Genomic DNA, 14,550 nt, shown 5'->3' on the forward strand with positions numbered 1-14,550 from the left:
TTTCTGCATGGATTAAATTGTTCCGCAAACCTTTTCAATCAATTCCGCCGGGAATTGCATTGACTGCATGATGTGCTCAATCATGCTGCATTTACGGCCGGTGTTGGTGTTGGTGATCACCCAATACGGCGTGCCGGGCACGTGTTTTGGTTTGGTTTGGTTACCGTTTTTCAGTAGCGTCTGTTCATCAGCCGCGAAGTAGACACGCGTACGGCCATGCAACGATTCGGTTGCCTCAGCAAACGCGTGCTGATCCAGTGTATAGAGTGTAGTCAGCACCAGCATAAAGCGGTTAACGGCCTTCTTCTGTTCCGCATATTCATCGGACAGAAGCAGCTCACGCATAGCGCGCACTTTATCTTTGACAAGATTGACGGGTTTCGCCTCAGCAACAACCGGTTGCGCAGCGCGAACCTCTTTTGTCACTGGCGTGACGGGCTGTGATGCGGCGGAAAACTTCAACATACGCCGTAAAATCTCGGATGCGCTCTCGCCGATATGCTTCGTGTGGCTGGCAATATAGCTGTAGAGTTCATCATCAACTTCAATCGTTTTCATCTTAATCCAGTGCGGTGTCTTATCTGATCTGAAATACAAATCGTTGGGAGTATAGGAGCAAATCCCAACAGCGAATAGCGTCAAACCCGGCTGAACAAAAAACTCGGAGAAAACCGAAGTGGTTGCAGCCCAGTGGCAGAATGGTCAACATAATACCCTAACCCGACAGAGCGAAAAAAAGAACTTTGCCATGAAATTGAATATCCGAGCGCAATCCGCACAAAACCTGCACAATAATTCTCCCATCGTACTGGTTCACGGTTTATTTGGCAGTCTGGACAATCTGGGCGTGCTTGCTCGTGATCTGGTGAACGACCATGACATCATCCAGGTCGATATGCGTAACCACGGTCTCTCTCCTCGCGACCCGGTGATGAACTACCCGGCGATGGCGCAGGATCTGCTGGATACGCTGGATGCGCAACACATCGAAAAAGCCACCTTCATTGGCCACTCGATGGGGGGTAAAGCGGTGATGGCGCTCAGTGCGCTGGCACCGGAACGCATCGATCGCTTAGTGGCTATCGATATCGCCCCGGTGGACTATCATGTCCGCCGCCACGACGAAATTTTCGCGGCTATCAACGCGGTGACGGCATCAGCGGCAAAAACTCGCCAGCAGGCGGCAGCGGTCATGCGCGAACATCTTAATGAAGAAGGCGTGATTCAATTTTTGCTGAAATCGTATGTTGACGGCGAGTGGCGCTTCAACGTGCCGGTACTGTGGGAACAATATCCGCATATCGTCGGCTGGGAGACAATTCCCGCCTGGAATCATCCGGCGCTGTTTATCCCCGGCGGCAACTCCCCATACGTCACCGAGGCGTATCGCGACGATTTACTGGCACAGTTTCCGCAAGCACGTGCGCATGTGATTGCCGGGGCCGGTCACTGGGTGCATGCCGAAAAACCGGAGGCGGTGTTGCGCGCCATCCGTCGTTATCTTAATGAAACAGCTAACTGATTAAAAACTCAGCGTCCGTGCGCGATTACGCGTGTGAACGTTGGCGCGCCTCATTCGCTGATGTATGATGGCGCGCTATCCATCCGGGCAGAGGCCTGGCTGATTGTTTCCCCGAAGTCACCAATATCATGGCCAAAGAACAAACGGACCGTACGACACTAGATCTGTTCGCGCACGAGCGTCGCCCGGGACGACCGAAAACCAATCCGCTTTCACGCGATGAACAGCTGCGCATTAATAAGCGTAATCAACTCAAACGCGACAAAGTTCGCGGTCTTAAGCGTGTCGAACTCAAACTCAACGCAGAAGCTGTTGACGCGTTGAATGAGCTGGCGGAATCCCGAGAGATGAGCCGCAGTGAACTGATCGAAGAGATATTGATGGCCCAACTGGCAACGCTACGCGGCCAGGATCTCGCCTGAAATTATCCTCTCTCCCACTTTCGTGTAGCATGGAGTGCACTCGTATGCGTTTGCTATTTCCGCATACCTGACTGTTCTGCTATGATTGCCCTTATCTGTGGGCAATTCGCCACCACCATTTCAATAAGTTTCAAGAGGTTACTTTACTCATGGCAATCACTGGCATCTTTTTCGGCAGCGACACCGGGAATACCGAAAATATCGCAAAAATGATTCAAAAACAGCTTGGTAAAGACGTTGCCGATGTGCATGACATTGCAAAAAGCAGCAAGGAAGATCTCGAAGGTTATGACATTCTGCTGCTTGGCATCCCAACCTGGTACTACGGTGAAGCGCAGTGCGACTGGGACGACTTCTTCCCTACTCTCGAAGACATCGATTTTAACGGTAAACTGGTCGCACTGTTCGGCTGCGGCGATCAGGAAGATTATGCAGAATACTTCTGCGACGCGTTAGGCACAATCCGCGATATCATTGAGCCACGCGGTGCAACCATCGTGGGTCACTGGCCGACCGCTGGCTATCATTTTGAAGCCTCCAAAGGTCTGGCGGATGATGACCATTTTGTCGGTCTGGCGATTGACGAAGACCGTCAGCCGGAACTGACCGCCGAGCGCGTGGAAAAATGGGTGAAGCAGATCTCTGAAGAATTGCACCTTGATGAGATCATCAACGCCTGATGTACGGCGGCGCAGACAAGGTTTGCGCCGCATCAATAGACAGAACCAATCAAAATAATTGCTACAAATTTGTAACTTTCTTGCCCATCCCTGTACAATGTGCGGGAGTTTTTAGGTGGCGCTCTCATTTCAAGGCAATACCGACTATTTATTAACATTTGCCAGAGGCTTGCAGTTTTCATTTAGACGCGGCAGTCCTATAATGAAACGCATTATCCCGAGTGCAATTTCTGTCACTTCTTGTATGAAGTGAATCGTTTAGCAACAGGACAGATTCCGCATGACTGACAACAATACCGCATTAAAGAAGGCTGGCCTGAAAGTAACGCTTCCACGTTTAAAGATTCTGGAAGTTCTTCAGGGACCGGATAACCATCACGTCAGTGCGGAAGATTTATACAAACGGCTGATCGACATGGGTGAAGAAATTGGTCTGGCGACCGTGTATCGCGTGCTGAACCAGTTTGATGACGCCGGTATCGTAACCCGCCACAATTTTGAAGGCGGCAAATCCGTTTTCGAGCTGACCCAGCAGCATCATCACGATCACCTGATTTGCCTTGATTGCGGCAAAGTGATCGAATTTAGCGATGAGTCTATTGAAGCGCGCCAGCGTGAGATCGCGTCGAAGCATGGCATTCGTCTGACGAACCATAGCCTCTACCTCTATGGCCACTGCGCTGAAGGCGATTGCCGCGAAAACGAACACGCGCATAACGCGAAATAATCTGCATTATTCTGAAAAGCCAACCTGCCGGTTGGCTTTTTTTATGCCTGCCATTCCCTACTCAGCGCTTTCTTCTGCCTGCATGTTGCTTTAATGTAAAATATCTTACCCTGCTTCGTCCGGAGAATCGAAATGGAACTTCGCCAGCTACGTTACTTTGTCCGTATTGTAGAAACCGGCAGTATGGGCAGCGCGGCGCTCGATCTCGACATCGGCGTGTCCGCCCTGAGCCAGCAGATGACGCGGCTGGAAAACGAACTCGCGATCCGCCTGTTGCAGCGAACCTCGCGCGGCGTCACGCCCACTAACGCCGGTCTGGCCTTTTATTCACAAGCGCAACTGGCGCTACGTCACGCCGATGATGCGATCCTGGCCGCTCGCGAGGCGCGTCTCTCGGGACACGTCAGCGTCGGCATGGCCCCCAGCACCGCCTCCATCCTGGGAATACCGTTTATTCATGCCATGCGGGAACATTACGCCGACGTTCGCCTGCATGTGGTGGAAAGCCTGTCGGGTAATCTGGAACGGATGATCAACACGCGCCAGATTGATCTGGCGGTCGTGTTTCAAAAAGAGAAGATCCTGCGCTGGAGCGCCAGACCGGTTCTTGAGGAGCGCCTGTTTCTGATTGGCACACACGAGCTGCTGGCGGATATTCCGGATGACACCATAATGCCTGCTCAACTGGCGAATATTCCCCTGATTATGCCAAGCCAGGGACACGGCCTGCGTGGCAGACTGGAAGCCATCTGTCAGGAACACGGACTGAAGGTCGATATTGCCACGGAAATTGACGGCCTGACGTTACTGATGCGCGCCGTTGGCAGCGGACTCGGCGCCACGCTGCAACCCGGTGCAGCCATTTCGCATCTTGAGAGGGAAGCGCTGAGAGTGATCGGCGTCCATAATCCCGTCCTCAGCCGCCCCAATTTTCTGGTCAGTCTGTCGGACGATGAACTCACCCCTGCCGGTCTTGCAGCCCGCGTAATACTCACAAAAGTCATGCGTGAACTCGTTGAAACCGGTCATTGGCCGGGCGCGACACTTTACGCTCCCTAAACCCCTCTTTAGCTATTCGTCATAGCGCCCATACAATCAGCACGTATACATTTCAATTACAAATTTAACAAATAGTTAAATGGTAATGGAGTAGACGATGGTTGATGTACTGGTGATTGGCGGTGGTAATGCCGCGTTATGTGCCGCCTTAACCGCCCGTGAGGCAGGAGCTTCCGTGCTGCTGTTAGAGGCTGCGCCCCGGGAATGGCGCGGCGGGAATTCCCAACACACGCGCAATTTACGCTGTATGCACGATGCACCACAGGATGTGCTGGTCGAGAGTTATCCCGAAGAGGAGTTCTGGCAGGATCTCTGGCGTGTCACCGAAGGCAATACCAATGAAGCGTTGGCGCGACTGGTGATCCGGACCTCTTCCCAGTGTCGCGACTGGATGCGTCAGCACGGCGTTAATTTTCAGCCTCCGCTCTCTGGCGCGCTGCACGTGGCGCGTACCAATGCCTTCTTCATGGGCGGCGGTAAAGCCCTCGTGAACGCTTATTACCGCAGCGCAGAAAAACTGGGGGTACAGATTCGCTACAACACGCCGGTACAGGCACTTGAACTGCACAACGGCGAATTCATCGCAGCCCTGGCAGGTCACGAGCGCATTGAGGCGAAAGCCTGCGTACTCGCCGCCGGTGGATTTGAATCCAACCGCGAATGGCTGCGCGACGCCTGGGGAGAGAACGCTCGTGGCGAATGGCCAGCCGATAACTTCCTCATTCGCGGCACCCGCTTTAATCAGGGCGTCTTGCTCAAATTTATGATCGATGCCGGTGCTGACATTATCGGCGATCCGTCTCAGTCCCACTGTGTGGCGATTGATGCCCGGGCTCCGTTGTACGACGGCGGCATTTGTACCCGCGTGGATTGCGTCTCACTGGGTGTGGTAGTCAACCGGGACGCGGAGCGCTTTTACGATGAAGGCGAAGATTTCTGGCCGAAACGCTATGCCATCTGGGGGCGTCTGGTTGCCCACCAGCCGGGGCAGATTGGCTACTCCATTATCGACAGCAAAGCGATCGGTCACTTTATGCCGCCGGTTTTCCCCGGCGCACAGGCCAATACGCTGAGTGAACTGGCCCGCCAGTTGGGGTTGGATCCCGAACGCTTTACCCATACCGTGGAGCACTACAATCAGGCCTGTCAGCCGGGTCAGTTTGATCACACGAAGCTGGACAACTGCGCGACGCAGGGCATGACGCCACCGAAAACGCACTGGGCGCGGCCTATTGATACGCCCCCCTACTACGGTTATGCCCTGCGACCGGGGATCACCTTTACCTACCTGGGACTGAAAGTGAATGAACACGCTGCGGTCCACTTCGCAGGCGCCCCCAGCCGTAACCTGTTCGTTGCCGGTGAGATGATGGCTGGCAACGTACTGGGCAAGGGCTATACCGCCGGTGTCGGCATGTCCATCGGCACCACGTTTGGTCGCATCGCAGGTAAAGAAGCCGCGCAGGCAGCACGTAAGGAGGCACATCATGAAGCAGCTTGAAAAACTGATCATCGAGGCCAAAATTCTCACCGAGCCAGAAGCTGAAGTCGAGCGGGTGATGCAGGTGTGTAATGCCTGTCGCTATTGCGAAGGGTTTTGCGCCGTGTTCCCGGCGATGACTCAGCGACTGGAATTTAGCAAAGCCGACATTAACTATCTGGCAAACCTGTGCCATAACTGCGGCGCCTGCCTGCACGCCTGCCAGTATGCGCCGCCCCATGAGTTTGCGATCAACGTGCCGAAAGCAATGGCGGAAGTGCGTCTGGAAACGTATCAACACTACGCGCAACCGGCGGCCTTCGGGGCGCTGTATCGCCAGGCTGGCGTCACCGTGACGCTGGCTCTGGTCTTTAGTCTGATCCTCTTTTTACTCCTCGCGATGGGGCTGAAGGGATCGCTAATCCATCCGCCGCTGGCCGGTGATTTCTACCAAATCTTCCCGCACAACCTGCTGGCATGGATGTTTGGATCGGTTTTCATGCTGGCGATCGGTTTACTGATGGCTGGGGTGATCCGCTTCTGGCGCGAGATCTCTCCCGTCGGGCCGCGTCCGGCGGAAATTGCCGAAGCGTCGCACAACGCGCTGACGCTGAAATACCTCGACGGCGGACATGGCAAAGGCTGCAACGAGGCGGACGATGCTTTCACATTGATGCGTCGTCGTTTCCACCATTTCACCTTCTACGGCTTTATGCTCTGTTTCGCCGCGACCGTGGTGGCGACGGGTTACCACTACTTCGCCGGCTGGGAAGCCCCCTACCCGTTCTTCAGCGTGCCGGTCATGCTTGGCACGCTCGGAGGAATCGGTTTAATTGTCGGCCCGGCAGGCCTGCTGTGGTTAAACCTTAAGCGCTCGCCACTGCATGGCGACGCGCGACAGAAACCGATGGATCGCGGTTTTATTTTACTGCTGCTCCTGACCAGCCTGACCGGTATAGGTTTGCTGGCGGGAAGAGACACCTCATGGATGGGGATCCTGCTTGCCATCCATCTTGGCGTGGTCATGGCGCTTTTTTTGACCATTCCATACGGAAAATTTGCCCACGGATTTTACCGCTGCGCGTCTTTACTCAAATGGGCGATTGAGAAGCGCCGTGGAAAACAGGCGGGGGTCGCAGGCGACTAACCCGCAAACTCTTACCTCTATACATAATTATGATAAGACAGTGGAGCAACTTCAATGACTCAACAACCATCGCGCGCTGGCACGTTCGGCGCAATACTGCGTGTGACCAGCGGTAATTTTCTCGAACAGTTCGATTTTTTCCTGTTTGGTTTTTACGCCACTTATATCGCAAAGACGTTTTTTCCTGCCGAAAGTGAGTTTGCCGCATTAATGCTTACTTTTGCCGTTTTTGGCTCCGGATTTTTAATGCGCCCTATCGGGGCCGTGGTATTGGGCGCATATATCGACAGGATCGGCCGACGGAAAGGGCTGATGGTCACCCTGGCGATTATGGGCTGCGGCACGCTGCTCATCGCCCTCGTGCCGGGTTATCAGACTATCGGCCTGCTGGCTCCCGTGCTGGTCCTGGTGGGGCGTCTGCTACAGGGATTTTCTGCTGGCGTCGAACTGGGCGGCGTCTCTGTTTATCTTTCTGAGATCGCCACGCCAGGCAATAAAGGCTTTTACACCAGTTGGCAATCGGCCAGCCAGCAGGTGGCGATTGTCGTCGCCGCGCTGATCGGCTACGGTCTGAATGTCACGCTGGGACACGATGAAATCTCCGAATGGGGGTGGCGAATCCCGTTCTTCATGGGCTGCATGATTATTCCGCTGATTTTTGTTCTTCGACGTTCGCTACAGGAAACTGAAGCCTTTTTACAACGTAAACACCGTCCGGACACTCGGGAAATTTTTACCACCATTGCTAAAAACTGGCGCATCATCACCGCGGGTACCCTGCTGGTGGCGATGACGACCACGACCTTTTATTTTATTACTGTCTATACCCCCACTTACGGGAGAACGGTGTTGAACCTGAGCGCGCGTGACAGCCTGGTAGTCACCATGCTGGTAGGGATTTCTAACTTCATCTGGCTGCCGATTGGCGGCGCTATCTCTGATCGGATCGGGCGACGCCCGGTGCTGATGGGCATCACCTTGCTCGCCCTCGTTACCACCTGGCCGGTGATGAACTGGCTTACCGCTGCCCCTGACTTCACCCGCATGACGCTGGTGCTGCTCTGGTTCTCGTTCTTTTTTGGCATGTATAACGGCGCGATGGTGGCGGCCCTGACCGAAGTGATGCCGGTTTATGTCCGAACCGTGGGTTTTTCGCTGGCCTTTAGTCTTGCGACAGCGATTTTCGGCGGCCTGACGCCTGCTATCTCCACCGCATTGGTCCAGTTGACCGGCGATAAGAGTTCTCCGGGGTGGTGGCTCATGTGCGCGGCGCTGTGCGGGCTCGCCGCAACGGCAATGCTGTTTGTTCGTCTCAGCCGTGGTTATCAGACAGCAGAGAATAAGCTCTGAAATGCAAGCGGGCGGAGAGATCTCTCCGCCCGCTTTATGTTGTCTCTGACGTTTACTTCGCCGTATTGTTACTGCGAATTTCCTGCCAGATCTTATCGCAATCGGCTTTGACAGCCTGATCGTTACCGGTACGTGTCGCCTGAATACACTGCTGGTAATCCAGCACACGAACACTTTCCTGATTTGCAAACTGTTGATGTTGTTTTTCTTTTTTCAGCACATCCAGCACGCTCTGGCAGGCTTCGATTTTCTCGGGCGATCCCTGTGCCGTGTTGATACAGGCGCTATACGCCTCTTTCAACCGACTATCTTCTTTCGGCGCCGTTGACGGTGCACAGGCCACCAGTCCCGAGGCCATTACGGCGATGAGTATCAGTTTTTTCATAGCATGGTCCTCAACGAGGCGGCAGGCCCAAGGCCTGCCGCTGTTGGCATTAGAAGATGGTGAACGGTGCAATCACAATGAACTTCACGTCGCGCTCATCCTGGAAGATGTTGCCGTAACCGCCGCCCCAGCTCGGGATGTTGGAGTGGTTGTCATATTCGGTGAAGTGCAGTTTAAACATGGTGCCTTTCGCACGACCATCCTGCAGGGTGTAGACCGCATCCAGGCTGTATGACGATTCTTCGATGGTACGGTTTTTGTCGTAGTACGCATCCGGGTTGCTCTGCCAGGTAGACGGTTTCGCGTCCCAGGCATACACATAAGAAGCCCCGACGGCCCAGCCTGGCAGGTTCCAGTTCTTCAGGTCATACATCGCGCCAAAGAAGACCGCTTTTTCGCCGTTGGCGTTGAAGTCTGAACGGTTATCCCACCAGATATCCAGACGACCGTTGGATGACGCATAGGTCGGCGTCATACGTTGCAGGAAGAACCCTTGCTGCCCTTCGGCCTTAACCCAGGTCCCTTCCAGACGCAGGTCAACCACTTCCGCCACTTTATAGCCGAAGGTCAACGCCTGCAGCCAGGCGGTTCCGTCATAGATATCGCTGGCGCTGCGGTCATCAACTTTGTCACGCGCACCGTAGAACTGGTAGCTGGTGGAGAACGGATTGCCACCTAAATCAAACTTGTAGCTGGCTTTGGCGAAGTACTGATCGACGTAGCCTTCGGACTGACCAAAGGCGGCTTCCAGCACCAGGTCATTTTTGAAATCATACTTTGCGCCGACAGAATGGAGATAATCGACTTTGGTCTTTTTATCGCCCTGGTAGAATTTATCAACCTCAGTGTGCCATGGCGCTTTATATTCGTTGGCCCACATGTAGGAGAAACTCAGTGCGCCTGCATCGCCGTAGTCAAAGTTTGCGCCCGCTTCAGCACCCTGATAGGTACCCGGCATAAAGCTCCAGTGCGGTGCTAACAGCGTCTGACCGGTAGGCTGAATATAACCGGCACGCGCCCAGGCTGGACCGTATTTGAATTTCGCGGCGGCCTTGTACAGACTGATTCCGCTCTTATCACCGGAATAGTCTTCATCGTAGCCTTTGTTCTTTTTCGAGAACGCGATTTCGTTTGGATGGCCGCTGTCGCCGTTTTCTGCCATTTCAATTGCCGTAAACGCCGCCACATCGAGACCGAACATATCTGCTGCATAGCCGGACTGGAAATCCAGGTTGGCGTTCCAGGTCGCGTGAGAAAGGTTGGTTTTGTACTTATCTCCGTCGGTGACATCTTTACGGTCGCGCTCACGCTGCCAGTAATAAATGCCGCCCGTCAGGGTTGAATCATCGATAAAGCCTTCAGCCTGTGCCTGCGGAACAACGACCAGACCTGACAGTGCTGTGATACCGGCGATAGCCAACGCCAGCGCACTACGTTTGCCACTAAACGTACGCATATGTTAATCCTCTTTGACGTATAAATTGCTGTTGCCAAAGGCAAAACAGCGAAAAAATAAAAAAGTAAAAGTAGCACTGAAAAAAAACCTCACTGACTACAGTGATAGACTATTTTTCGCGACGCGAATTATCAATACCTTTCTGTAACGAGAATGTAAGAGTATGAGCAACCGCACATAATTCATTGCTTCCTGTTACATTTTATTCATCCATCAAAAAATACCGTAAAAGATGCATATTCTCTTTGTTTTCCAGAAAGATGAACGCGATTTCATGCCATTATCTGTTTTTTTGCGAGCGTTATCGATAACAGACGGTTGTTAATGGCTTTATTTTGTGAATGGGAATTAATTCGCTTCGCAAAGCGAGATATTTCGTTGAACAGAAGATAAAAAAACGCCGCAGAATGCGGCGCTTGAAGGTAGCATTGTGGCAGCTTATTCGCCGACTTTCGCCCAGGTGTCACGCAGGCCAACGGTGCGGTTAAACACCAGCTTCTCTGCGCTGGCGTAACGGCTGTCCAGGCAGAAGTAACCTTCGCGCTCAAACTGGAACGCTTTCCCTGCTACCGCGGCTTTCAGCGACGGTTCAGCAAACCCCTGTTTGATCACCAGCGATTCCGGGTTCATCACAGAGAGGAAATCTTCCGCCGCGCCTGGATTTGGTACGCTGAACAGACGATCGTAGAGACGAATTTCGACTGGCAGCGCGTGTGCGGCGCTAACCCAGTGGATCACACCTTTCACTTTACGGCCATCTGCCGGATCTTTGCTCAGGGTATCTGCATCATAGGTACAGAAGATGGTGGTAATAGTGCCTTCCGCATCTTTTTCCACGCGTTCTGCTTTCACCACGTAGGCGTTGCGCAGACGCACTTCTTTACCCATCACCAGACGCTTGTACTGCTTGTTGGCTTCTTCGCGGAAATCAGCGCGATCGATCCAGATTTCACCGCTGAAAGGAACTTCACGCGCGCCCATTTCCGGTTTGTTCGGATGGTTAGGCATGGTGACCATTTCGCTTTCACCCTGCGGGTAGTTCTCGATAACCAGTTTCACCGGATCAATAACCGCCATCGCACGCGGGGCGTTTTCGTTCAGATCTTCGCGGATACAAGATTCCAGCGACGCCATTTCGATCGTATTGTCCTGCTTGGTCACGCCGATGCGTTTGCAGAATTCACGGATCGCCGCTGCGGTATAGCCACGACGACGCAGACCAGAGATCGTCGGCATACGCGGATCGTCCCAGCCTTCAACGTGCTTGTCAGCCACTAGCAGGTTCAGCTTACGCTTGGACATCACCGTGTATTCCAGATTCAGGCGCGAGAATTCATACTGGCGCGGATGAACCGGAATCGTGATGTTATCGAGCACCCAGTCGTACAGACGACGGTTGTCCTGGAATTCCAGGGTACACAGAGAGTGGGTAATACCTTCCAGCGCATCGCTGATGCAGTGGGTGAAGTCGTACATCGGGTAGATGCACCACTTGTTGCCGGTCTGATGGTGCTCGGCAAATTTAATGCGGTACAGAACCGGATCGCGCATCACGATAAACGGCGACGCCATGTCGATCTTCGCACGCAGGCAGGCTTTACCTTCTTCAAAACCGCCGGTACGCATTTTTTCAAACAGCGCGAGGTTCTCTTCGATGCTGCGATCGCGGAACGGACTGTTTTTGCCAGGCTGAGTCAGCGTGCCACGGTATTCGCGGATCTGCTCCGGCGTCAGCTCATCAACATACGCCAGACCTTTGTTGATCAGTTCAACCGCATAAGCGTGCAGTTGATCAAAGTAATCTGAGGAGTAGCGAACGTTGCCAGCCCAGTGAAAACCTAACCACTCAACGTCGTTTTTGATCGAATCAACGTACTCGATATCTTCTTTTACCGGGTTGGTGTCATCGAAACGCAGGTTGCACTGGCCCTGGTAGTCTTGCGCGATACCAAAGTTCAGGCAGATGGATTTCGCGTGGCCAATGTGCAGATAGCCATTTGGCTCCGGCGGAAAACGGGTATGGACTGTGGTGTGCTTACCACTGGCCAGATCTTCATCGATGATCTGACGAATAAAGTTACTCGGGCGGGCTTCAGCCTCACTCATCGTGGATTCCTCAAAGCGTAAACAACGTATAACGGCGTATGATCTTATAAGCCGGACTGACTGACAACCTTTAGTTACTGAAAAAGTGGCGTTGATGAAAAATAGGAGGGATTTTGCTGCAAAAAAAAGCGGCGGAGGTTTCCCCCGCCGCTTCATGTTGCCGGATGGCGTCTTATACCTTATCCGACCTACCCTTTGATCTCATACAGTGGCGTTTGACCGGCAACCACGTGACCGTCGGCTTTAATCACCAAGCCGCTGAAATCGTCGATGTTGCTGCATACCACCGGACTAATCATAGAGCGCGCGTTTGCGTTCAGGTAATCCAGATCCATTTCCAGAATCGGCTGACCCGCGGTCACTTCCGCGCCCTCTTCTACCAGACGCGTGAAGCCCTGGCCGTTCAGCGCGACGGTATCGATACCCATGTGGACAACGATTTCCGCGCCTTTCTCGGTTTCCAGACAGAACGCATGATTGGTATTGAAGATTTTCACAATCGTGCCCGCTGCCGGAGAAACTACGGTTTTATCCGTTGGTTTTACCGCAACACCGTCACCCACCGCTTTGCTGGCGAACGCTTCGTCAGGCACCTGCTCCAGCGCAACCACATCACCGGTTACCGGAGAAAGCAGTTCGGCAATGGTCACCGCATTTGGAACCGCCTGCGGTTTAGCTGCTGCCTGGGCAACAGGCGCAGCAGAGGCTTCAGCCGCCGCAACCGGACCGGTGGTTTTCATCGCGTTAGCGATTTTCTCAGCCACGAAGCCGACGATAATCTGCACGCTGGTTTTGTTCAGACGAATCACACCAGAAGCACCCAGGCGTTTCGCCAGACCTTCATTCACCAGCGACGAGTCTTTTACGCTCAGACGCAGACGGGTGATGCAGGCGTCAATACCGGTGAGGTTATCAGAACCACCGATGGCGGCGATGTACTGACGCGCCAGGGCAGAAACGTCCTGCTCTTTATCGCTGCTCACATTGAGGTCCTGACCGTCCGCTTCGCTGCCAGCCACAGCCAGTTCGCGACCCGGCGTCATCAGGTTGAATTTGGTAATAACGAAACGGAACACCACGTAGTAGATGGCAAAGAACACCAGACCCTGCGGGATCAGCATCCACCACTGGGTCGCCAGCGGGTTACGGGAAGAAAGCACCATATCCACCAGACCCGCGCTGAAGCCGAAGCCAGCAATCCAATGCATGCTCGCTGCGATGAATACAGAGATCCCGGTCAGGACGGCGTGAATCACATACAGAACCGGCGCAACGAACATGAAGGAGAATTCCAGCGGTTCAGTGATACCGGTAAAGAATGCCGCAAACGCACCGGCCATCATAATACCCAGCACTTTCGCCTTGTTCTCAGGACGCGCGCAGTGGTAGATAGCCAGCGCCGCACCCGGCAGACCAAACATCATGATTGGGAAGAAGCCCGCCTGATAACGACCGGTAATCCCGACAACTGCTTTACCCGATTCAATAGACTGGGCGCCGCCGAGGAAGTTAGGAATGTCGTTAATCCCCGCAACGTCGAACCAGAATACGGAGTTCAGGGCGTGATGCAGACCCACCGGAATCAACAGACGGTTAAAGAAGGCGTAGATACCCGCACCGGTTGAGCCCAGTTTTTGAATGTGTTCACCGAAGTTAACCAGACCGTCGAAAATTACCGGCCAGATGTACATCATGATGAACGCCACAACGATCATCACAAAAGAGGTGAGGATCGGTACCAGACGGCGCCCGCTGAAGAAGGAGAGCGCTTTCGGCAGCTCAACGCTACTAAAGCGGTTGTACAGTTCAGCAGAGATAATACCGACAAGGATACCCACGAACTGGTTGCTGATCTTACCGAAAGCAGCAGGCACCTGGTCTGCAGGGATCTTCTGAATCATGGAAACCGCCGCCGGAGAACAGAGCGTGGTCAGCACCAGGAAGCCCACAAAACCGGTCAGCGCCGCAGCACCGTCTTTATCTTTAGACATACCGTAAGCCACACCGATAGCAAACAGTACGGACATGTTATCGATAATGGCGGAACCGGACTTAATGAAGAACGCCGCAAGGGCGTTGTCTCCACCCCAACCTACCGGGTCGATCCAATAGCCGACCCCCATCAATATTGCCGCCGCAGGCAGCGTGGCGACCGGCACCATTAGCGCACGGCCTACCTTTTGCAGATAACCTAGAATACTCACTTTCTTCCCCCT

At 53.6% G+C, this 14,550-nt stretch carries 13 protein-coding genes; 8 read left to right on the forward strand and 5 right to left on the reverse strand.

The features are described from left to right. Positions 1-12: 12 nt before the first annotated feature. Positions 13-558, reverse strand: a complete 546-nt coding sequence (seqA, locus tag JTI98_RS19375) for a replication initiation negative regulator SeqA (protein WP_043001391.1) — start codon at positions 556-558, stop codon at positions 13-15. A gap of 190 nt (positions 559-748) precedes the next feature. Here seqA and ybfF point away from each other — a divergent pair, with 190 nt between their 5' ends. The 8 genes from ybfF (at position 749) to tcuC (ending at position 8,387) form a co-directional block, all read left to right on the forward strand. Further along, positions 749-1,522, forward strand: a complete 774-nt coding sequence (gene ybfF, locus JTI98_RS19380) for an esterase (RefSeq protein WP_043001990.1) — start codon at positions 749-751, stop codon at positions 1,520-1,522. Between the two features lie 128 nt (positions 1,523-1,650). Beyond that, positions 1,651-1,944 carry a LexA regulated protein gene (gene ybfE, locus JTI98_RS19385; protein ID WP_043001392.1) on the forward strand — a complete coding sequence of 98 codons (294 nt, stop codon included), beginning with the start codon at positions 1,651-1,653 and terminating at the stop codon, positions 1,942-1,944. Positions 1,945-2,093: 149 nt separating this feature from the next. Beyond that, positions 2,094-2,624 (forward strand): flavodoxin FldA, encoded by a 531-nt coding sequence (fldA, locus tag JTI98_RS19390; RefSeq protein WP_003022839.1) that lies wholly within the window; start codon positions 2,094-2,096, stop codon positions 2,622-2,624. Between the two features lie 280 nt (positions 2,625-2,904). After that, a complete protein-coding gene (fur, locus tag JTI98_RS19395; RefSeq protein WP_216081684.1) occupies positions 2,905-3,351 on the forward strand; it encodes a ferric iron uptake transcriptional regulator in 447 nt (148 codons plus the stop codon). A gap of 132 nt (positions 3,352-3,483) precedes the next feature. Then, complete coding sequence (gene tcuR, locus JTI98_RS19400) at positions 3,484-4,410, forward strand: tricarballylate utilization LysR family transcriptional regulator TcuR (RefSeq protein WP_044326664.1); 927 nt, start codon at positions 3,484-3,486, stop codon at positions 4,408-4,410. A 97-nt stretch (positions 4,411-4,507) separates the two neighbouring features. After that, positions 4,508-5,911 (forward strand): FAD-dependent tricarballylate dehydrogenase TcuA, encoded by a 1,404-nt coding sequence (gene tcuA, locus JTI98_RS19405; protein ID WP_216081685.1) that lies wholly within the window; start codon positions 4,508-4,510, stop codon positions 5,909-5,911. Then, entirely contained in the window at positions 5,898-7,037 is a 1,140-nt protein-coding gene (tcuB, locus tag JTI98_RS19410; protein WP_216081686.1) for a tricarballylate utilization 4Fe-4S protein TcuB, read from the forward strand. The genes tcuA and tcuB overlap by 14 nt, the downstream gene beginning before the upstream one ends. Before the next feature lie 54 nt (positions 7,038-7,091). After that, on the forward strand, positions 7,092-8,387 hold the full coding sequence (gene tcuC, locus JTI98_RS19415; protein WP_216081687.1) for a tricarballylate/proton symporter TcuC: 1,296 nt from the start codon (positions 7,092-7,094) through the stop codon (positions 8,385-8,387). Positions 8,388-8,439: 52 nt separating this feature from the next. Here the strand turns inward: tcuC and chiQ are convergent, their stop codons facing one another. The 4 genes from chiQ to nagE form a co-directional block, all read right to left on the reverse strand. After that, positions 8,440-8,772: a ChiQ/YbfN family lipoprotein gene (chiQ, locus tag JTI98_RS19420; RefSeq protein WP_044256579.1), complete on the reverse strand. Its 333-nt coding sequence runs from the start codon at positions 8,770-8,772 to the stop codon at positions 8,440-8,442. A 49-nt stretch (positions 8,773-8,821) separates the two neighbouring features. Further along, the gene (gene chiP / locus JTI98_RS19425; protein ID WP_043001399.1) at positions 8,822-10,228 is read right to left on the reverse strand and encodes a chitoporin; all 1,407 of its coding nucleotides are present in this window, start codon (positions 10,226-10,228) and stop codon (positions 8,822-8,824) included. Positions 10,229-10,666: 438 nt separating this feature from the next. Continuing rightward, positions 10,667-12,334 carry a glutamine--tRNA ligase gene (glnS, locus tag JTI98_RS19430; RefSeq protein ID WP_058587796.1) on the reverse strand — a complete coding sequence of 556 codons (1,668 nt, stop codon included), beginning with the start codon at positions 12,332-12,334 and terminating at the stop codon, positions 10,667-10,669. A gap of 188 nt (positions 12,335-12,522) precedes the next feature. Then, a complete protein-coding gene (gene nagE, locus JTI98_RS19435) occupies positions 12,523-14,538 on the reverse strand; it encodes an N-acetylglucosamine-specific PTS transporter subunit IIBC (RefSeq protein ID WP_216081688.1) in 2,016 nt (671 codons plus the stop codon). Between the last annotated feature and the right edge of the window lie 12 nt (positions 14,539-14,550).

The sequence above is a fragment of the Citrobacter sp. MGH 55 genome (assembly GCF_016906145.1).
In the GTDB taxonomy this organism is placed as follows: Bacteria; Pseudomonadota; Gammaproteobacteria; order Enterobacterales; family Enterobacteriaceae; genus Citrobacter_A; species Citrobacter_A amalonaticus.

Excerpts from the sequence above, each read along its gene's own strand:
- tcuB (WP_216081686.1), top strand. The coding sequence starts at position 5,898 with ATGAAGCAGCTTGAAAAACTGATCATCGAGGCCAAAATTCTCACCGAG.
- glnS (WP_058587796.1), bottom strand. The coding sequence starts at position 12,334 with ATGAGTGAGGCTGAAGCCCGCCCGAGTAACTTTATTCGTCAGATCATC.
- chiQ (WP_044256579.1), bottom strand. The coding sequence starts at position 8,772 with ATGAAAAAACTGATACTCATCGCCGTAATGGCCTCGGGACTGGTGGCC.
- tcuR (WP_044326664.1), top strand. The coding sequence starts at position 3,484 with ATGGAACTTCGCCAGCTACGTTACTTTGTCCGTATTGTAGAAACCGGC.
- fldA (WP_003022839.1), top strand. The coding sequence starts at position 2,094 with ATGGCAATCACTGGCATCTTTTTCGGCAGCGACACCGGGAATACCGAA.
- tcuC (WP_216081687.1), top strand. The coding sequence starts at position 7,092 with ATGACTCAACAACCATCGCGCGCTGGCACGTTCGGCGCAATACTGCGT.
- ybfE (WP_043001392.1), top strand. The coding sequence starts at position 1,651 with ATGGCCAAAGAACAAACGGACCGTACGACACTAGATCTGTTCGCGCAC.
- fur (WP_216081684.1), top strand. The coding sequence starts at position 2,905 with ATGACTGACAACAATACCGCATTAAAGAAGGCTGGCCTGAAAGTAACG.
- chiP (WP_043001399.1), bottom strand. The coding sequence starts at position 10,228 with ATGCGTACGTTTAGTGGCAAACGTAGTGCGCTGGCGTTGGCTATCGCC.
- ybfF (WP_043001990.1), top strand. The coding sequence starts at position 749 with ATGAAATTGAATATCCGAGCGCAATCCGCACAAAACCTGCACAATAAT.
- seqA (WP_043001391.1), bottom strand. The coding sequence starts at position 558 with ATGAAAACGATTGAAGTTGATGATGAACTCTACAGCTATATTGCCAGC.
- tcuA (WP_216081685.1), top strand. The coding sequence starts at position 4,508 with ATGGTTGATGTACTGGTGATTGGCGGTGGTAATGCCGCGTTATGTGCC.